Below are 17369 nucleotides of genomic sequence, written 5' to 3' on the forward strand. Positions count from 1 at the left end.
CCATGGCCACCCCCACCCCGCTGGACCGGATCCGGGTCGGCTCGGCCCCCGACTCCTGGGGAGTCTGGTTCCCCGACGACCCGCGGCAGGTGCCCTGGGAACGCTTCCTGGACGAGGTGGCCGAGGCCGGCTACGAGTGGATCGAACTCGGCCCCTACGGCTACCTCCCCACGGACCCGGCCCGGCTCAGGGACGAGGTGGCCCGGCGGAACCTGAAGGTCTCCGCCGGCACGGTCTTCACCGGCATGCACCGCGGCCCGTCCGTCTGGGCGGAGACCTGGGCCCATGTCAGCCAGGTCGCCGCGCTCACCCGGGCGACGGGCGCGCGGCACCTGGTGGTCATCCCCTCGTTCTGGCGGGACGACAAGACCGCCGAGATCCTGGAACCGCCGGAGCTGACCGCCGAGCAGTGGGCGCACCTGACCAAGGGCATGGAACGGCTCGGCCACGAGGTCAAGGAGACGTACGGACTGGACATCGTGGTCCACCCGCACGCCGACACCCACATCGACACCGAGGACCACGTCGAGCGCTTCCTGGACTCGACCGACACCGACCTGGTCAACCTCTGCCTGGACACCGGGCACTACGCCTACTGCGGCGGGGACAGCGTCAAGCTCATCGAGACCTACGGCGAGCGCATCGGCTATCTGCACCTCAAGCAGGTCGACCCGGACGTCCTCGCCGAGGTGATCGCCGACGAGGTGCCGTTCGGGCCGGCGGTGCAGCGTGGAGTGATGTGCGAACCGCCCGCCGGCGTCCCCGAGCTGGGGCCCGTCCTGGAGGCCGCGCAGGGGCTGGGCGTCGAGCTGTTCGCGATCGTCGAGCAGGACATGTATCCCTGCGAGCCGGACGAGCCCCTGCCGATCGCGGTACGCACCCGGCGGTTCCTGCGGTCCTGCGGCGCCTGACAGGATTCGGCCAGGGGGCGGCCGGGAACCAACCGTTGGCACGCGGGCGTTGTGTACGACGACGGGGGCGCCCGCGAACACGGGAGGACGAGATGACAGACCGCACCGAACCCCGGAAGACGGCCCGGGACGCGACCGACCCGGCGCTGCTGCGCCGCGACCGCTTCGGCGCGCTGCCCGATCGGATACGCCCCGAGGACATGGTCGAGACCAAGCCGGCCACCCTGCCCGACCCGGCGCGCGACACGTACAACCCCGACGAGTGGCTGATCCGTTACTGCGGCTGAGACACGAGTACGGCCACTGCGGCGGGGACACGGCTCGGCGCCGGGCATCTCCGCCCGGCGCCTCCCGCATGTCTCAGAGCTTCCGCACCTCCGCGAGCGTCACCGGCCGGTGCTCCTGGAGGGAGAGGGTGCAGGCCTCGGCGATCCAGCCTGCCTCCAGGGCGTCCTCGATGGTGCAGGGGGAGGGGCGGGTGCCGGCCACGACCTCGGTGAACGCGGTGAGTTCGGCGCGGTAGGCGTCGGTGAAGCGGTCCATGAAGAAGTCGTGCGGGGTGCCGGAGGGGAAGGTCACGCCGGGTTCGACCGAGCGCAGGGGGAGCTTGTCGTCCAGGCCGACGGCGATGGAGTCGGCGAAGCCGTGGAGCTCCATGCGGACGTCGTAACCCCGGGCGTTGTGGCGGGAGTTGGAGACCACAGCGATGGTGCCGTCGTCCAGGGTGAGGATCGCGCCGGTGGTGTCCGCGTCGCCCGCCGCCTTGATGTAGTCGGCGCCCCGGTTGCCCCCGACCGCGTACACCTCGGTGACCTCGCGGCCCGTCACCCAGCGGATGATGTCGAAGTCGTGCACGGAACAGTCCCGGAAGATGCCACCGGAGGCGGCGACGTACGCGGCCGGCGGCGGCGCCGGGTCCAGCGTCGTGGAGCGGACCGTGTGCAGCTTGCCCAGTTCACCCGCCCGTACGGCGGCTCGCGCGGCGGTGAAGCCCGCGTCGAAGCGGCGGTTGTAGCCGATCTGGATCGGCACGTCGCTGTCGCGCACGGCCTTCAGCACCTCGACGCCCTCCGTCATGGTGCGGGCGACCGGCTTCTCGCAGAAGACGGGGACGCCGGCCTCGACGCCGGCCCGGATCAGCGCCGGGTGGGCGTCGGTGGCCGCCGCGACGACCAGGCCGTCCACCCCGGCCGCGAGCAGCGCCTCCGGCGAGTCCGCGACCTCGGCGCCGAACCGCTCGGCGGCGGCCTTGGCGGCGTCCGCGAACGGGTCGGCGACGACGAGCGACTCGACGGCGTCCAGTCCGGACAGAGTCTCGGCGTGGAAGGCGCCGATGCGGCCGAGGCCGAGGATTCCGATACGCATGGTGCTCCTTGTGTGCGAATGTTCCGTCAGGGAGGTCAGTCGAGTCCGCCGAGAACGTTCTGGTCCCAGTCGATCACCGACCCCGTGACCACCCCCGACCGGTCGGACAGCAGGAAGACCACGAAGTCGGCGATCTCGTCCGGTTGGCCCAGCCTGCCCATCGGCAGCTTCGCCGCGGCCTGCTCGCGCCAGTCGTCGCCGGCGCCGTGGAAGGCGCGCTGGGTGGCGTCCTCGCCCTCCGTCGCGGTCCAGCCGATGTTCAGGCCGTTGATCCGGATCCGGTCCCATCGGTGGGCGTGCGCGGCGTTGCGCGTCAGCCCCGCAAGGCCCGCTTTGGCGGCGACGTACGGCGCCAGGAACGGCTGGCCGCCGTGCGCCGACGAGGTGATGATGCTGACGATCGTGCCCGGCGCCCTGCGGGCCACCATGTCGGCGACCGCCGCCTGCATCGCGAAGAACGGCCCCTTGAGGTTGATCGCGATGTGCGCGTCGAAAAGCTCCGGGGTCGTGTCCAGCAGCGTGCCGCGGGAGGTCAGCCCGGCGGAGTTCACCAGGCAGTCGATGCGGCCGTGGGCGTCCACCACCTCGGCGACCGCCGCCTTGGCCTGCTCGGCGTCCGCCAGATCGGCGCGCACGAACATCGCCTCGGCCCCGGCCGATTCCAGCTCGGCGACCAGCGCCTCACCCGGCCGGGTACGGCGGCCGGTGACCGCCACGACGGCGCCCTCCCGGGCGGCCGCCCGCGCGATCGCGGCACCGACCCCCTGGCTGCCGCCGTTGACCAGGACGACCTTTTCCCGGAGGAGTCCGTCGAGAAGTCCCATGACCTGTCGGCCCTCCTCAGCTCTCTCGTCGTTCGCCGGCGGCCCGCAGCTCCGCCCTGAGCCGCTGCGGGGCCCACCGCTCGCGCACCGCCCGCCGCAGCACATCCGCCTGCGCCGGCGGGGCCAGACCGTCGACCGGCGGATCGCTGTCGAGGTTGGTCGGGAAGGGATAGCCCTCGGCGCTCGCCGCGACCACGTTCTCCAGCCACTCCTCGCCGGCACCCTCGGCCGCCCGCCGCAGCAGCACCGGGAACACCGCGTTCGCCACCGCCTCCCGGTCCACCGTCTCCATCGCGCGCCCGAAGGCGGAGGACACCTGGAGCAGATTGGCCGTGCGCCGCACGTCCGCCGTGCGGTTGGTGCCGGCGGCGTGGAACAGCGCCGGGTTGAAGAAGGCCGCGTCGCCCTTGGCGAGCGGGAGTTGGACGTGGTGCGCCTCGAAGTACGCCTGGAACGCGGGGAGCCGCCAGGCCAGATACCCCGGCTCGTACCGCTGCGAGTACGGCAGGTACAGCGTCGGGCCCGAGTCCGCCGGCATGTCGCAGTGGGCGACCGCGCCCTGGAGGGTGAGCACCGGGGAGAGCCGGTGCACATGGGCCGGATAGGCGGCCGCGGTCGCGTTGCTCAGGAAGCCGAGGTGGTAGTCCCGGTGCGCGGTCTGCCCCGCGCCGCCCGGGTTGACCACGTTGACCTGCGAGGTCACCTGGTAGCCGGGGCCCAGCCAGGCCGAGCAGACCAGGGCCAGGACGTCGTTCGCGTAGTAGTCGGCGAACGCCTCCGGATCGTACAGGGCCGTCTTCTCCAGCGCGTTCCACACCCGGTCGTTGGCGCCCGGCTGCGCGAAGTGGTCGCCGGCGGTGGCCCCGGAGGCCCGCTGTTCGGCGATCAGCGCCTCGAACACGGCCGTGACCCGGTCGACGACCTCCGGATCGGGGCAGGCACCCTGGACGACGACGATGCCGGGGCCGTCGGCGAACGCCCGCACCAGCTCGGCCCGCAGCGCGTCCCGGTCCTCGGTGGCGCGCAGTCGGTCACCCTCGTACACCAGGACGTTCTCCGTCACCGAGGCGGCGTGCGGGTAGTCCGCGAGGCGGGTCGTCCGGTCGGTCAGGGCGCGGAAGGCGTCCAGGTCGCAGTCCTGCTCGGACAGCCAGGCGCGTCCTGGCACGGAGGCGACGGACATCGGTGTCCTTTCGGTCATGCCTTGCGGCTCGGTCACGGCCCTGCGGCCTGGGGCCGTCGACCACGGTCCTCGGTTCCGGCCCTCGATCACGGCTTTCGGCCACGGCGACGACGCAGCCCTGTCATTCTTGTCATGACAAACCCCTCGAACAACCAGCAGCCAGCCATCAAAAACCCCTCAAGGAGCCGGCCCATGGGCCACCCCTTCCCGATCCGGGAGATCGCACGTCAGGCCGGTCTCAGCGAGGCCACGGTGGACCGTGTCCTCAACGGCAGGGGCGGAGTGCGCGAGAGCACCGCGCAGGAGGTCCACCGGGCGATTGCCGACCTCGACCGGCAGCGCACCCAGGTGCGGCTGGTCGGCCGTACCTTCATGGTCGACATCGTGGTGCAGGCCCCGGAGCGGTTCAGCACCGCCGTACGCGCCGCCCTGGAGGCCGAACTGCCGTCCCTGCACCCGGCCGTGGTCCGCTCACGTTTCCACTTCCGCGAGACCGGCCCGGCCGCCGAGCAGGTCAGGTCGCTGGACCGGATCGCCCGGCGCGGCTCCCAGGGTGTGATCCTCAAGGCGCCCGACGTCCCCGAGGTCACCGCCGCGGTGGGCCGGCTCACCGCGGCCGGCATCCCGGTCGTCACCCTGGTCACCGACCTGCCCGCCAGCGGCCGGATCGGCTACGTCGGCAGCGACAACCGGGCCGCCGGCGCCACCGCCGCGTATCTCATGGGCCAGTGGCTGGGCGAGCGGCCCGGCCATGCCCTCACCAGCCTGAGCAGCGGCTTCTTCCGCAACGAGGAGGAACGCGAGATGGGGTTCCGCAGCGTGATGCGGGCCCGGCATCCCGAGCGCACCCTGGTGGAGATCGCCGAGGGACAGGGCCTGGACGCCACCCAGTACGACCTGGTCCGCGCCGCCCTGGAACGCGACCCGGAGATCCGGGCCGTGTACTCCATCGGCGGCGGCAACGACGCCACCCTGCGCGCCTTCGCCGATCTCGGCCGTGCCTGCGCGGTGTTCATCGCCCACGACCTCGATCACGACAACACCCGGCTGCTGCGCGAGCACAAGCTGTCCGCCGTGCTCCACCACGACCTGCGCCAGGACATGCGGGAGGCCTGCCACCTCGTGATGCGGGCGCACGGCGCGCTGCCCCCGGCCGGCCCGGCGCTGCCGTCCGCGATCCAGGTCGTCACGCCGTACAACATGCCCGCGCAGGCGGCCGAGTGAAGGGGGAAGAGCCGGTGACCCGCACCGAGCACACGGAGATCGAGGGCACACCGCTGGTCGCGGCCCTCCTACCGGGCAGCGAGATCGGGCTGCTGGCCCTGCACGGCAGCAACGAAGGGGGTACGGCCCAGCTCGCGGACCTCGTGGCGCGCCGCTGCGGCGCCACCAGCCTCGTCTTCACCCAGCCGGGGGTACGGCAGCCCGTGCACATCCCGTCCGCGCGCATGGCGGCCGGGCACAGCGCACTCCTGAGGGAGTTCCTGGACCGGGTCTCCCTCACGGTCTCCCTGCACGGCCACATGCGGCCCGAGGCACCGCACACGATCTTCCTGGGCGGCGGCAACCGGGCCGCGGCCCGCGTCCTCGCCGAGGCGCTGGCCGCCGGGGCCCCGCAGTTCCCGGCCGTCACCGACCTGGCCGCCATCCCGGCCGACCTGCGCGGCGTGCATCCCAGGAACCCCGTCAACCTCACGCGCCTGGGCGGGGTCCAGGTGGAGCTGCCGCTCCTGGCCCGCACCGGCGGGGGAGCGGACATCCCGCCGGGGCCGGTGGCCGAGGCGCTGACCGCTGGGGTGAAAGCGCTGGGCGCGGCAGCGTCCCGTCGTGACGTCAGAGGTTGATCGCGTACGCCTTGCGCAGCGTCTCGTGCACGGTCCACGTCGTACGGTCACCCGCGCGCAGCACCGCCATGTCGCCCGGCCCCACCCTGAGCGTCGGCCCGTCCTCGACCTCGATCGTCGCCGAACCGCTGATCACGACGAACAGTTCGTCCGCCTCCGTGTCGGTGACCACGCCCGGCGTGATCTGCCAGATCCCGCGGATCTGCCGGCCGTCCGGGGACTCCCAGACCACCTTGCCGGTGACCTCCGGGGCGCCGGAGACGATCTGCTCCGGGTCGAGGGGCTCGGGTTCGAGGCCGGCGTCGGGGATGTGGAGCGCGAAGCTGTGCGTCATGCGGCGAGCCTAGCCAGCGCCGGGCCGCGCCGGAGTCGACAGTGTGTGGGGCATCGGGGCTGGTGGCAGGACACTTCGTCACTCCGTGCGGACTGGCGGGGCGCCGCGGCACGGGTGATCGTGGGGACCATGGCTGACTCCACGGCGGTCGGCACGGCACCGCCCGGGCGGCACGACACACGCGAAGCCGTGCTGTTCGGCGGTGTGTACGGCGCCGTCCTCGCCAGCTCGATGGTGGCGGCGCTCACCCAGTACGGCCGTACGACCGCCGCCGGCCGCCGTTACGACGCCGTGTGGCTCCTGGTGACCGCTTTCGCCTCCGCCCTCGCGCACGGCTACGCCCACTACATCGCCGAACGCGCCCCGCACCGCCGCTGGGACGTGCTGCGCACGCTGCGGGACGAGTGGCCGCTGGTCACGGCCGTGCTGCCCACGGTCTTCCTGCTCGCGGGCGCGGGCTGGGGCTGGTGGTCGCCGAACGGCGTCCAATACCCGGCGTTCGCCCTCAACATCGTGATTCTCTTCGTCCTCGGCCTGATCACCGCCCGCTGGTCGGCCCGGAGTTGGCCCATGGCGGTCCTCATGGGCGCCGGGGACGCGTTGCTCGGGGTGATCGTGGTGGTGGCGAACGCGCTCATCAAGTAGGCGGTGCCCGGCCTCAGCGGCCGGTGCGCACCCCGTCCAGCGCGATGGCGAGAACCCGGTCGCGCTGGGCGTCGTCGTCGAAGGCCGTGGCCGTGATGCCGGCGACCATCCGCAGCAGGTCGACGAAGTCCATGTCCGCGCGGGCCACACCCGCCCGCTGGGCGCGCTCCAGCAGCGGCCCTCCGGCGGCGTACATCGAGTCGCGGCAGGTCTGGAAGATCTCCGACTCGTCGTTCAGCGCCTCGCGCACCGCGCGCTTGGTGACCATGTAGCCGGCGAACCGGTCCAGCCAGGCGGTCAGCGCCTCCCACGGCGCCAGGTCCGCGACCTCCACGGCCGCCCGGCACAGGGCGTTGACCTCGTCGGCGTAGACGCTCTCGAAGAGGTCGCGGCGGGTGGGGAAGTTCCGGTAGAGCGTGCCGATGCCGACGCCCGCGCGGCGGGCGATGTCCTCCAGGGAGGCGTCCGAGCCGTGCTCGGCGAACGCCTCGCGGGCGGCGGTGAGCAGGGCGTCGTAGTTGCGGGCGGCGTCCTTGCGGTGCGGCCGGCGGGCCGCCACGATCTCGCCGACGGGGAACGGCGTGGCCGTCACTGGTGCCTCCCAGGGGGAATCGATGAACCGGAGGAACGCATCCGGTTCGGTTGAACCGGAGGAATGCCTCCGTTAGAGTGGAGGGGCACCTCCACTTTAGCAGTGCGGGGGCGGCTCCGCCCTGGCCTGACGCGCCCGGCAGGAACGCCCCCTTTCGCCCGTCACAGCGCTCCCACTCGGAGAGGCTCTCCCATGCCCCGCAAGTCCACGCGCCTCACCTTCGCGGTCCTCGCGACCGGTGCCGGCGTGTTCTCCATGCTCCAGTCGCTGATCGCGCCCGCCCTGCCGACCGTCCAGCACGCCCTGCACGCCTCCCAGTCGACCGCGACCTGGGTGATGACCGCCTACCTGCTGTCCGCCTCGGTCTTCACCCCGATCCTCGGCCGGGTCGGCGACCTCGCCGGCAAGAAGCGCACGCTCGTCGGCGTCCTCCTCGCCGTCCTCGCCGGCTGTCTCGTCGCCGCGCTCGCCCCGAACATCGGTGTCCTCATCGTCGCCCGGGTCGTCCAGGGCGTCGGCGGCGCCCTGTTCCCGCTGTCCTTCGGCATCATCCGCGACGAGTTCGCGCCCGCCGAGGTGAGCGGCAGTATCAGCAACCTCTCCGCGGTCATCGCCGCGGGCGGCGGGGTCGGCATGGTGGCCGCCGGACCGATCGTCTCCGCGCTCGACTACCGCTGGCTGTTCTGGATCCCCGTGGCGATCGTCGCCGCGACGGTCCTGATCGCCGTGGCCTACGTCCCCGAGTCGCCCAAGCGGGCCCAGGGGAAGGTCAGTTGGTACGGCGCCACGCTGCTGTCCGCGTGGCTGGTGGCCCTGCTGCTGCCGCTGAGCCAGGCCGGGCAGTGGGGCTGGGGCTCGCCGAAGGTGCTCGGCCTGTTCGCCGCCGCCGTCGTACTGTTCGCCCTGTGGCTCACGGCCGAGGCCCGCTCCCGCACCCCGCTGATCGACCTGCGCGTGATGCGGCTGCCCGCCGTGTGGACCACCAACGCCGCCGCCCTCCTCTTCGGTGCGGGCATGTACGCGATCTGGTCCTTCCTGCCGGGCTTCGTCCAGACGCCGTCCGCGGCCGGTTACGGCTTCGGGGCGAGCGTCACCGCCTCCGGCCTCCTCATGCTCCCGATGCTGCTGGCGATGTTCCTCTCCGGCGTCCTCTCGGGCCGGCTCGAGCCCCGCGTCGGTGCCAAGGCGCTCCTCACCACGGGTGCCGCACTGGGCGCGCTGGCCTGCGGATTCCTCACCTTCTGGCATGACGCCCAATGGCAGATCGCCGTGGTCGCCGGGCTGTTCGGCCTCGGCATCGGACTGGCCTTCGCCTCCATGGCCAACCTCGTCGTCGGCAGCGTCCCGCCCGAGCAGACCGGCGCCGCGACCGGCATGAACGCCAACATCCGCACCATCGGCGGCTCCATCGGCGCCGCGCTCACCGCCGTCCTGGTCACCGGCCGCCTCCAGCCCTCCGGCCTGCCCTACGCCTCCGGCTACACCCACGGCTGGGCCCTGCTCGCCCTCCTCTGCCTGGGCGCGGCGGGCGCCGCCCTCCTGGTCCCGGCCCGCCGCCCCGCCCGTACGACGATCCCCGCCGCGACGGGGGCGGCACAGACACCCGCACGGGTGCGGTAGGGTTGACCTGCGTGATCACACGGGACACCCCGCGTGAGACCGCAACGGGACGTGGCGCAGCTTGGTAGCGCACTTGACTGGGGGTCAAGGGGTCGCAGGTTCAAATCCTGTCGTCCCGACTTTGTGAAGTCGTAGGTCAAGGGCCGTTTCAGAGGAGATCTGAAACGGCCCTTCGGCCATTCTCGGGGACCAGGGCCCCGCTCGGTGAGTGGACGGCCTCTGCCCGGGCCGGTCAGGAGTTGACGGCTGCCACGTCCGGATGGCGGGCGGAGAGCAGCGACAGGCAGTTCTCCCACAGGGCTTCGAGGTGTCGGGTGTCGTTGTAGAGCTTGGCGAACAGCACCTGGCCCTCGAGCTGGGCGACCACCGACCGGGCGGCCTCCCGGGTGTCACCGACGGTGACCTCACCGCGCTCCCGGGCTTCGGCGACGACCTCCTCGACCATCTCCACCTGGGCCTCGAAGATCTGCTTCAGGCGTTCGCGGATGGGCTCGGTCTGGTTGCTCAGCTCCAGGGTGAGGTTGCCGAACATGCAGCCTGAGACGGTCCCGCAGCTCTGCTGGCCTGCGCGCAGGCCGGCCTCCGTCTCCTCGAACAGCCGGTGCAGCCGCGAGAGCGGCTCCCCGTCGTTCTGCAGGGCCCGGACCCAGTCCCTGCGCTGGGCCTCCCAGTGCTCGTCGAGCACGGCCAGGGCGAGAGCCTCCTTGGACTCGAAGAAGTAGTAGAAGCTGCCCTTGGGTACGCCGGCGGCCTTGCAGATCTCGGCCACGCCCAGCGCGGAGTAGCCCCGCAGCTCGATGAGCGACTGCGCGGCGGTGAGGATCTTCTCCTTCGCATCACTGGTACGTCCCATGGCCCCGAGTATACGACCGACCGCCTACCACTAGTGGACCGGTCGGCTGGCCCTCCGGAAGCGCAGGCCGGCGGCCGTGTCGGGCTGATCCGACACGGCCGCTCGGTCATTCCTGTCGGTCTCCGCGCGCGGACGGAGACTCAGCCGGACGTCCCCGCCGGGGTCGTCGTCGTGGTGAAGCCCTCCTTCTTGTTGGCCGCGAGGGCGAAGTCGTTGGTGAACGTCGTGCCGAGGTTCACCTTCGAGGTCGCGTGGCCCACCAGCTCCTCCGTGGACAGGACGTTCTTGGGACCGCCGGCCGGCATGATGCCGTCCGGGAGGAACTGGCCCTTGTCCTGGGTCAGGGCCGAGATGTAGTCGGCCTTGGTGACCAGCTGGTTCTGCACGAACGACTGCGGCAGCTTGTCGGCGATGTCGGCCGCGCTGTGCTTGTCGATCCAGTGCATGGTGGCCACGAGCGCGTCGACGACCTTCTGCACCGCGTCCTTGTGCGCGTTCACCCAGTCGGTACGGGCGATGACACCGGCGGCCGGCCAGGCGCCGCCCGTCGCCGCCTTGGCACCGGAGACGGTGGCGGCGTCGACCGCCGAGTAGCCGACGCCCTTCTTCTCGATCGCGGCGACCGTCGGCTGCGTCGTCATGACACAGGCCACCTTGCCGTTCTGCAGCGCGGCTATGGCGGTGGAGCCCGCGCCGACCCCGATCCGGTGGAAGTCGCCGGTCTTGACGCCCTTCTTGGCGGCCAGGAACTGGGTGAGGGTGTCGGTGCCCGAGCCCAGGTCGGTCACGCCCAGCGTCTTGCCCTTGAAGTCCGCGGCCGAGTGCACCCCGCTCTTGGTGGCGCACATCTCCCGCTCGCCCGGTGCGCCGGACAGCTGGACGACGTCCTCCACCGCCTTGCCCTTCACCTGGAAGTCGATCGTGTGGTTGTACCAGGCGCCCGCCATGTCCACCTGCCCCGAGGCCATGGCCTCCTCGGCGCCGGTGCCGCCGTCCTGCTCGGTGCTCAGCACGACGTTGACGCCGTACTTCTTGTAGAAGCCGAGGTTCTGGGCGAGCTGGTACGGCAGGTAGATCTGCTTGTCGATGCCGCCGACCATGAGCCTGACGGTCGGGGTGCCGCCGGAGCCGCTCGAACCGGAGCCGGAGGAGCTGCTGGAACACGCGGTGGCCGCGCCGAGGGCGAGCACGGTGACGAGGGAGGCGGTGAGGGTTCTCTTGAACATGGCGGCTCTTTCGTTCTTGGGATGGACCCGGGATGGACCGGAGAAGGGGGAGGAGATCAGAGGCTGTTGGCTTCGGAAGGGGCCGGCGGGCGCCAGGAGAGCAGCCGGTGCTCGAGCTTGCCGATCAGCCACTCCGCGCCGAGCACGATCACCGCGATGACGAGCATCGTGGCGAACACGCCGTTGGGGTCGAAGTTGTTCTGGGCGGTCTTGATGACGAGACCGAGGCCGCTCTGCGCGCCCAGCACCTCGCCGACCAGCGCGCCGACGATGGCGAAGCCGAACGCGCTGTGCAGGCTGGCGATGATCCAGGTGAGCGCGGAGGGCACGATGACGTGCCGGATGATCTGCATCTGGGAGGCGCCGAGCACCCGGGCGTTGGCGAGGATGTTGCGGTCGACCTCGCGGACGCCCTGGAAGGCGTTGAAGAAGACGATGAAGAACACCAGCACGGCGGCGAGCAGGATCTTCGGTGTGACGCCGATGCCGAAGGCGACGATGAAGATCGAGCCGAGGACGATGCGCGGGATGGCGTTGACCATCTTGATGTAGGGACCGAGCACGTCGGACAGATAGCGGCTCTGGCCCAGCGCGACGCCGACGACGACTCCGGTGCCCGCGCCGAGGGCGAAGCCGATGAGCGCCTCCTGGATGGTGGTCCAGATGTTCGCGTAGAAGGACCCGAACTCGGTGCCGTTCCGGAAGAGGTCGATCAGCCGCTGCCAGATCCCGGACGGCTGCCCGAAGAAGAACGGGTCGACGATGCCCCAGGTGGTGAACGCCTGCCAGCCGCCGATGACGAACGCGGCGAGACCGAGGCGGCCCGCCCACACCAGTGCGACGCGGCGTCGCGCGGCCCGTTTGGCGGCGGCCGCGGCCGAGGCCTGCCCGCCGTCGGCGACCGGGACGGCGGAAGCGGTGGACGTCGTGCTCATGCCTTTCCTCCTGCGGTGCGTGCGTAGGCGCGCTCCACCTCTTCGCGCAGCGTGTCCCAGATCTGGTGCTGGAGTTCGATGAAGCGGGGCTGGTAGCGGATCTCCTGGACCGAGCCGCGCGGACGCGGCAGATCGATGTCGAAGACGGCCTTGACCGACCCGGGGCTGGACGTCATGACGACGACCCGGTCGGCGAGCGCCACGGCCTCGTCGAGGTCGTGGGTGATGAAGATGACGGAGGGCCGGATCTGCTCCCACAGGTCCAGCAGCTCGGTCGACATGATCGCCTTGGTCTGCACGTCCAGGGCGCCGAACGGCTCGTCCATGATCAGGATCTTGGGTTCGTTGATCAGCGCGGCGGCCATCGCCACGCGCTTGCGCATACCGCCGGAGAGCTGGTGCGGATAGCGGTCCTCGAACCCGGCGAGGCCCACCCGGCGCAGCCAGTCGCGCGCCGAGGCCTGGGCCTGCTGCTTGGGGACGCCGCGGAATACCGGGCCCATGAGCACATTGCCGAGGACGGTCTTCCAGGGCAGCAGCGCGTCCGCCTGGAACATGAAGCTGACGCCGTCGGTGATGCCGTCCACCTCACGGCCGCCGACCCTGACCGAGCCCTCGCTGGGCCGGTCGAGCCCGGAGACCATGCCGAGCGTGGTCGACTTGCCGCAGCCGGTGGGGCCGACCACCGCACAGAACTGACCGGGCTCCACGGTGAACGAAACGCCTTGCAGCGCCGTGAACACCTCACCGGCAGGGGTCAGGAATCGCTTGGTGAGCCCGGAGATCTCGATGCGCGCGTCCTCGCGCTCTGCTGCACCGGCGATCGGGCTCGTCGCGACATCGTTTCGCGAAGCCATGTGAGGCCGTCTCCTTCCACACCTCGTGGGGTCGAGGAAGGCAGACGCTAGAGGTCACCTGGTGTTACGTCGCTGTTTCCCAGGTATCTCGCGAAAGCCGCGTTAACCGGGGTTCTGCTCATTCTGCTCAGTGAAACGGGGGTGGGCAGGGTTTCGGCCATCAGGCACAATCACGCCACCACGGGTCCGGCGTCGGGCCGGCCCGGCACGACGCGGGACAGAGGCGAAGAGGCACCTGTGACACCCATCCGAATGCGGATCGGGCGCGGCGGGAGGGGGAGACTCTCCGCGCGGATCCTCGCCAGCCAACTCGTCATCCTGGCGCTCACGGGCGCCATCGGATTCGTCCTGTTCGCCTTCGCGCAGCGCTCCGCACTCGACCGCACCTACGAGGAGCGGGCCGTGGGCATCGCGCGGACCGCGGCCGCGGACCCGCAGATCCGCCGGGCCATGCAGTACGGCGACGGCGGCGCCGTGGTGCAGACCGCCGCCGAGCGGATCCGCAGGGCGTCGGGGGCGTCGTACGTGGTGGTGATCGACCTGCACGGGGTCCGCCACTCGCACCCCATGCCGCGGCTGGTCGGCTCGCCGGTGGCCGAGCCGATCGTGGTGGTGGACGGCCGGACGCACGTCGGCACCGACCAGGGCGCGACCGGGCGCTCCGCCAACGGCAAGGCCCCGCTGTACGGGCCGACGGGCAAGCTGGTCGGCGAGGTGTCGGTGGGCATCCCGGAACGGCATGTGCTCGACGAGCTGTGGCGCGAGCTGCCCACCTTCGGCCTGTACGCGGCGATCGCCACCGCGCTCGGTGCCGCGGCCGCGTATCTGCTGGCCAGACGGCTGAAGCGGACCACGTTCGGGCTGGAACTGGAGGAGATCGCCGGACTGTTGCAGGACCGCGAGGCAATGCTGCACGGCATCCGCGAGGGCGTGGTCGCCTTCGCCCCCGACGGCCGGATCACCGTGGTGAACGACGAGGCCCGCCGGCTGCTCGGCCTCGGCAACGCACTCGGCCGCACCGTCGAGCAGGTCCTGCCCGACGGCCGGCTGCGCCGAGCCCTGGACGGCACCCTGACCGGCACCGACGTCAGCGTCCTGACCGACGAGCACTGCCTCGTCGTCAACCGCATGCCGGTCACCCTGCACGGCCGTGAACTCGGCGCCGTGGTCACCGTACGGGACCGCACCGAGCTGGTCGGACTGCTGCGCGAACTGGACTCCGTGCGGGGCCTGACCGACGCGCTCCGGGCCCAGCAGCACGAGTTCACCAACCGCATGCACACCCTGGCCGGCCTGCTCGACATCGGGGAGTACGACGACGCCTACGAGTTCGCGGTCGGCGCGGCCGGCGCCGGCCAGGCGCTCAGCGAGTCCGTGCGCAAACGGATCGGGAACTCCCTCATGGTCGGTCTGATCGTCGCCAAGACCACGGTCGCCGCCGAACGCGGGGTACGGATCGTGCTGACCGACGACTCGGCCCTCGGCCAGGACCCGCCGCACCTGCACCGGCTGCTGACCATCGCCGGCAACCTCCTGGACAACGCGGTCGACGCGGCCGGCGAGGGACCGCGCCCGGCGGGCGGCCGCGAGGTACGGCTCACGCTGACCGAGAGCTCCCACGAGGTGCGGGTCCGGGTCGCGGACACCGGTCCCGGGGTCCCGCCGGACTCGGCCGAGTCGATCTTCGAGGACGGCTGGTCGACCCGGCCGGAACGGGGCACCGCCCGGCGCGGCCTCGGACTGGCCCTGGTGCACCGGCTGGTGCAACGGCACGGCGGCACCGTCACGGTCAGCGAGGGACCCGGCGCGGTCTTCACGGTCGTACTGCCCCTGCCGGACACGGCCCACGTGCCGCACGGAGCGCCGGGGGGAGCACCGCACGGAGCACTGTTCACCACGGCGTTGCCGGTGGGAGGCGAGCGCTGATGATCCGGACCCTGGTCGTGGACGACGACTTCCGGGTGAGCCACATCCACAGCGAGTACGTGAGCCGCGTCCCGGGTTTCGACGTGGTCGGCGAGGCGGCGAGCGTCGCCGAGGCGCTGGAGGCGGTCCGGGCGCTGCGCCCCGACCTGCTGCTGCTCGACATCTTCCTGCCCGACGGCAGCGGACTCGACGTGCTGCGCCGGCTCACCGGGGACGAGGGCGGAGCCCGGCCGGACGCCCTGATGATCACGGCGGACCGGGACATCGAGTCGGTGCGCAGCGCCATGAAGCTCGGTGCCGTGGGATATCTGGTCAAGCCGTTCGGCTCGCCCGACCTGTGCGAGCGGCTCACCGCCTACCGTGAGCTCCAGCACCGCGTGGAGGTGCTCGGCCCGGCCGCCGAGACCGATCAGGCCGACGTGGACGCCCTGTTCAGCGCCGCGCGGCCGCCCGCCGTGCCGCGGGTGCCGGCCAAGGGCCACTCGGCGCCCACCCTGACCCTGGTCCACCAGGCGCTGCGTGCCGCGAGCGGCCCGGTGTCCGCGGCCGAGGCTGCCGAACTCACCGGCGTCTCCCGCGCCACGGCCCAGCGCTATCTGTCCTACCTGGTCAAGGAGGGCATGGTCCGCCTGGAGCTCCGGTACGGCGCCGCCGGGCGTCCCGAGCACCTCTATCGCATCGTCTCCTGAACGAGCAGCGGCAGCGCCGCGAAGACGTGGTCCCGCCGGAGCAGCCGGGAGGTCTCCTCGGGGTAGGGCGCCACGGACGGCCGTTCGCCGAAGACCCGGGTGAGGCGTCGCTCCCTGTCATAGCCCGGCCAGCCGGGGTCGCCGTGCGTGGCGAAGGCCGACCACGCGGTGCGGAACGCCGCGGACAGTTCCTCCGCGGCGGGGGAGGGGCGCTCGCCGATCAGCGCGGCCGGCTGCCCGCTGGCGAGGTTGCCGAACACCAGCGGTACGTCGAGGCCGTGGCAGGCGCCGAGGACACCGCCCATCCCCGGTGCGGGCCAGGCCAGTTCGTACACATGGGCACGGCCGCCGCCGCTGAGCTGGGCCTCCGCGAGATGGAGGCTCGGCATGCGGAACAGCCAGTCCGAGTGCACCAGTTCGTACAGCTCCTCGGGGCCGGCGGCCGGAAAGCCGGTGCGGTAGCGGTGGGCGCCGTCCGGCCCCGGGGCGAAGGCCTCCAGCGCGGTCGCGGCCTGCTCCTCGGTCACCTGGCCGAGAGCCCCCTCCAGTGCGGTGAACAGCCGCTGCTCCTCACGGGTGTGGCCGACGACGAGGCCGATGTCCCGGCCGGCGCCACGGGCCAGGGCCTGCCACGGAGTGACCGGCAGGACGTCACCGTCGACGACGGGCGAGAAGGGGATCGACCGGAGCGCCGACGGCCCCCAACGCCCGCCGAACGAAGGCGACTTGGCGGCAACCACGTCGCCCGCGGCGGCCAGCCGCTCCGGTGGCACCGCCGACAGCTCCGCCACGGTGGGCCGCAGCCCCGGCCCGGCGGCCACGGCGGCGGCGATGTCGGCGGCGAGCTCCGGCGAGAAGAACGTCCCCGGGACGCTCTGCGCGATCGCCCGGTGGAACAGCCCCACCGCGCGCGGCATGGCCACGAGCGCGGCGATCGACCCGGCCCCCGCCGACTGGCCGAAGACCGTGACCCGGTCCGGATCGCCCCCGAAGGCTCCGATGGCGTCGCGCACCCACTCCAGCGCCGCCACCTGATCGAGCAGACCCCGGTTGGCGGGCGCTCCGTCGACATGGGCGAAACCCTCCATGCCCACGCGGTAGTTGAACGTCACCAGGACCAGGCCGCCCTCCCGTGCGAGCCGGGCCCCGTCGTACTCGGGCAGACCCGAGGCGCCGATGCTGTACGCGCCGCCCTGGACCCACACCAGGACGGGCAGTGCCGCTCCGGGGGACGGATCGGGCGACCAGACGTTGACCGTCAGCCAGTCGGTGCCCGCGTTCCGCGCCATCGCGTCCATGCCGAAGTACCCGGCCTGCGGCGGCGGAGGGCCGTACGACACCGCCTCGCGCACGCCGTCCCAGCCGCCGGCCGGCCGGGGCGCGGCGAAACGGAGCGTGCCCACCGGCGGCGCCGCGAACGGAACGCCCCGGAAGACCGCCACGCCCTGCTCCGTACGGCCGCGCAGCACCCCGGCCGCCGTGCGCACCTCGGGCTCGAAGCCGGTGGGTCCGGACCCTGCGGTCGTCATCACGGTTTCCCTCCCGGACCGGCACGGCGGTCGCAT

At 72.0% G+C, this 17369-nt stretch carries 18 protein-coding genes and 1 tRNA gene; 9 read left to right on the forward strand and 10 right to left on the reverse strand.

Annotation, left to right across the window (positions count from 1 at the left end; genetic code table 11):
* The first annotated feature begins 2 nt into the window (after positions 1–2).
* Positions 3–911, forward strand: coding sequence for a sugar phosphate isomerase/epimerase family protein (locus LMU33_RS10195; protein WP_228619343.1), 909 nt, complete (start codon positions 3–5; stop codon positions 909–911).
* Positions 912–1003: 92 nt separating this feature from the next.
* Positions 1004–1198 (forward strand): hypothetical protein, encoded by a 195-nt coding sequence (locus tag LMU33_RS10200; RefSeq protein ID WP_228619344.1) that lies wholly within the window; start codon positions 1004–1006, stop codon positions 1196–1198.
* Positions 1199–1271: 73 nt separating this feature from the next.
* Here LMU33_RS10200 and LMU33_RS10205 read toward each other — a convergent pair whose 3' ends face one another.
* From LMU33_RS10205 to LMU33_RS10215, 3 genes are read right to left on the reverse strand one after another with little or no spacing between them, the layout of a single operon-like run.
* Positions 1272–2276, reverse strand: a complete 1005-nt coding sequence (locus LMU33_RS10205; protein WP_228619346.1) for a Gfo/Idh/MocA family protein — start codon at positions 2274–2276, stop codon at positions 1272–1274.
* Positions 2277–2311: 35 nt separating this feature from the next.
* Complete coding sequence (locus LMU33_RS10210; protein WP_228619347.1) at positions 2312–3100, reverse strand: SDR family oxidoreductase; 789 nt, start codon at positions 3098–3100, stop codon at positions 2312–2314.
* 16 nt (positions 3101–3116) lie between these two features.
* The gene (locus tag LMU33_RS10215) at positions 3117–4283 is read right to left on the reverse strand and encodes a phytanoyl-CoA dioxygenase family protein (RefSeq protein ID WP_228619349.1); all 1167 of its coding nucleotides are present in this window, start codon (positions 4281–4283) and stop codon (positions 3117–3119) included.
* Between the two features lie 192 nt (positions 4284–4475).
* Here LMU33_RS10215 and LMU33_RS10220 point away from each other — a divergent pair, with 192 nt between their 5' ends.
* Complete coding sequence (locus LMU33_RS10220; protein WP_228619350.1) at positions 4476–5507, forward strand: LacI family DNA-binding transcriptional regulator; 1032 nt, start codon at positions 4476–4478, stop codon at positions 5505–5507.
* 14 nt (positions 5508–5521) lie between these two features.
* Positions 5522–6127, forward strand: a complete 606-nt coding sequence (locus LMU33_RS10225) for a poly-gamma-glutamate hydrolase family protein (RefSeq protein ID WP_228619351.1) — start codon at positions 5522–5524, stop codon at positions 6125–6127.
* On the opposite strand, the gene LMU33_RS10230 is transcribed toward LMU33_RS10225, so the two are convergent.
* Positions 6117–6461 (reverse strand): cupin domain-containing protein, encoded by a 345-nt coding sequence (locus LMU33_RS10230; RefSeq protein ID WP_228619353.1) that lies wholly within the window; start codon positions 6459–6461, stop codon positions 6117–6119. The genes LMU33_RS10225 and LMU33_RS10230 overlap by 11 nt on opposite strands.
* 129 nt (positions 6462–6590) lie before the next feature.
* On the opposite strand from LMU33_RS10230, the gene LMU33_RS10235 reads away from it, so the two are divergent.
* The gene (locus tag LMU33_RS10235; RefSeq protein ID WP_228619354.1) at positions 6591–7106 is read left to right on the forward strand and encodes a hypothetical protein; all 516 of its coding nucleotides are present in this window, start codon (positions 6591–6593) and stop codon (positions 7104–7106) included.
* A 13-nt stretch (positions 7107–7119) separates the two neighbouring features.
* On the opposite strand, the gene LMU33_RS10240 is transcribed toward LMU33_RS10235, so the two are convergent.
* A complete protein-coding gene (locus LMU33_RS10240) occupies positions 7120–7698 on the reverse strand; it encodes a TetR/AcrR family transcriptional regulator (RefSeq protein ID WP_228619356.1) in 579 nt (192 codons plus the stop codon).
* A gap of 192 nt (positions 7699–7890) precedes the next feature.
* On the opposite strand from LMU33_RS10240, the gene LMU33_RS10245 reads away from it, so the two are divergent.
* Together LMU33_RS10245 and LMU33_RS10250 are read left to right on the forward strand one after the other, a co-directional pair.
* On the forward strand, positions 7891–9318 hold the full coding sequence (locus tag LMU33_RS10245) for an MFS transporter (protein ID WP_228619358.1): 1428 nt from the start codon (positions 7891–7893) through the stop codon (positions 9316–9318).
* A gap of 45 nt (positions 9319–9363) precedes the next feature.
* Positions 9364–9437, forward strand: a tRNA-Pro gene (locus tag LMU33_RS10250).
* A gap of 113 nt (positions 9438–9550) precedes the next feature.
* Here LMU33_RS10250 and LMU33_RS10255 read toward each other — a convergent pair.
* The 4 genes from LMU33_RS10255 to LMU33_RS10270 all read right to left on the reverse strand — a co-directional run bounded on the left by LMU33_RS10255 (position 9551) and on the right by LMU33_RS10270 (position 13189).
* Entirely contained in the window at positions 9551–10171 is a 621-nt protein-coding gene (locus tag LMU33_RS10255) for a TetR/AcrR family transcriptional regulator (RefSeq protein ID WP_228619360.1), read from the reverse strand.
* A 140-nt stretch (positions 10172–10311) separates the two neighbouring features.
* Positions 10312–11397, reverse strand: a complete 1086-nt coding sequence (locus tag LMU33_RS10260) for an ABC transporter substrate-binding protein (RefSeq protein ID WP_228619361.1) — start codon at positions 11395–11397, stop codon at positions 10312–10314.
* 56 nt (positions 11398–11453) lie between these two features.
* The gene (locus LMU33_RS10265) at positions 11454–12332 is read right to left on the reverse strand and encodes an ABC transporter permease (RefSeq protein ID WP_228619363.1); all 879 of its coding nucleotides are present in this window, start codon (positions 12330–12332) and stop codon (positions 11454–11456) included.
* Positions 12329–13189, reverse strand: coding sequence for an ABC transporter ATP-binding protein (locus tag LMU33_RS10270; protein WP_228619365.1), 861 nt, complete (start codon positions 13187–13189; stop codon positions 12329–12331). The genes LMU33_RS10265 and LMU33_RS10270 overlap by 4 nt, the downstream gene beginning before the upstream one ends.
* A 237-nt stretch (positions 13190–13426) precedes the next feature.
* On the opposite strand from LMU33_RS10270, the gene LMU33_RS10275 reads away from it, so the two are divergent.
* Positions 13427–15115: an ATP-binding protein gene (locus tag LMU33_RS10275; protein ID WP_308280768.1), complete on the forward strand. Its 1689-nt coding sequence runs from the start codon at positions 13427–13429 to the stop codon at positions 15113–15115.
* Positions 15115–15804 (forward strand): response regulator, encoded by a 690-nt coding sequence (locus LMU33_RS10280; protein WP_228619367.1) that lies wholly within the window; start codon positions 15115–15117, stop codon positions 15802–15804. The genes LMU33_RS10275 and LMU33_RS10280 overlap by 1 nt, the downstream gene beginning before the upstream one ends.
* Here the strand turns inward: LMU33_RS10280 and LMU33_RS10285 are convergent.
* A complete protein-coding gene (locus tag LMU33_RS10285) occupies positions 15786–17333 on the reverse strand; it encodes a carboxylesterase/lipase family protein (RefSeq protein WP_228619368.1) in 1548 nt (515 codons plus the stop codon). The genes LMU33_RS10280 and LMU33_RS10285 overlap by 19 nt on opposite strands.
* Positions 17334–17369: the final 36 nt, after the last annotated feature.

The sequence above is a fragment of the Streptomyces barringtoniae genome, from assembly GCF_020819595.1.
GTDB lineage: Bacteria > Actinomycetota > Actinomycetes > Streptomycetales > Streptomycetaceae > Streptomyces > Streptomyces barringtoniae.

Excerpts from the sequence above, each read along its gene's own strand:
- LMU33_RS10205 (WP_228619346.1), bottom strand. The coding sequence starts at position 2,276 with ATGCGTATCGGAATCCTCGGCCTCGGCCGCATCGGCGCCTTCCACGCC.
- LMU33_RS10200 (WP_228619344.1), top strand. The coding sequence starts at position 1,004 with ATGACAGACCGCACCGAACCCCGGAAGACGGCCCGGGACGCGACCGAC.
- LMU33_RS10245 (WP_228619358.1), top strand. The coding sequence starts at position 7,891 with ATGCCCCGCAAGTCCACGCGCCTCACCTTCGCGGTCCTCGCGACCGGT.
- LMU33_RS10255 (WP_228619360.1), bottom strand. The coding sequence starts at position 10,171 with ATGGGACGTACCAGTGATGCGAAGGAGAAGATCCTCACCGCCGCGCAG.
- LMU33_RS10235 (WP_228619354.1), top strand. The coding sequence starts at position 6,591 with ATGGCTGACTCCACGGCGGTCGGCACGGCACCGCCCGGGCGGCACGAC.
- LMU33_RS10215 (WP_228619349.1), bottom strand. The coding sequence starts at position 4,283 with ATGTCCGTCGCCTCCGTGCCAGGACGCGCCTGGCTGTCCGAGCAGGAC.
- LMU33_RS10270 (WP_228619365.1), bottom strand. The coding sequence starts at position 13,189 with ATGGCTTCGCGAAACGATGTCGCGACGAGCCCGATCGCCGGTGCAGCA.
- LMU33_RS10230 (WP_228619353.1), bottom strand. The coding sequence starts at position 6,461 with ATGACGCACAGCTTCGCGCTCCACATCCCCGACGCCGGCCTCGAACCC.
- LMU33_RS10220 (WP_228619350.1), top strand. The coding sequence starts at position 4,476 with ATGGGCCACCCCTTCCCGATCCGGGAGATCGCACGTCAGGCCGGTCTC.
- LMU33_RS10285 (WP_228619368.1), bottom strand. The coding sequence starts at position 17,333 with ATGACGACCGCAGGGTCCGGACCCACCGGCTTCGAGCCCGAGGTGCGC.
- LMU33_RS10210 (WP_228619347.1), bottom strand. The coding sequence starts at position 3,100 with ATGGGACTTCTCGACGGACTCCTCCGGGAAAAGGTCGTCCTGGTCAAC.
- LMU33_RS10265 (WP_228619363.1), bottom strand. The coding sequence starts at position 12,332 with ATGAGCACGACGTCCACCGCTTCCGCCGTCCCGGTCGCCGACGGCGGG.
- LMU33_RS10260 (WP_228619361.1), bottom strand. The coding sequence starts at position 11,397 with ATGTTCAAGAGAACCCTCACCGCCTCCCTCGTCACCGTGCTCGCCCTC.
- LMU33_RS10195 (WP_228619343.1), top strand. The coding sequence starts at position 3 with ATGGCCACCCCCACCCCGCTGGACCGGATCCGGGTCGGCTCGGCCCCC.
- LMU33_RS10280 (WP_228619367.1), top strand. The coding sequence starts at position 15,115 with ATGATCCGGACCCTGGTCGTGGACGACGACTTCCGGGTGAGCCACATC.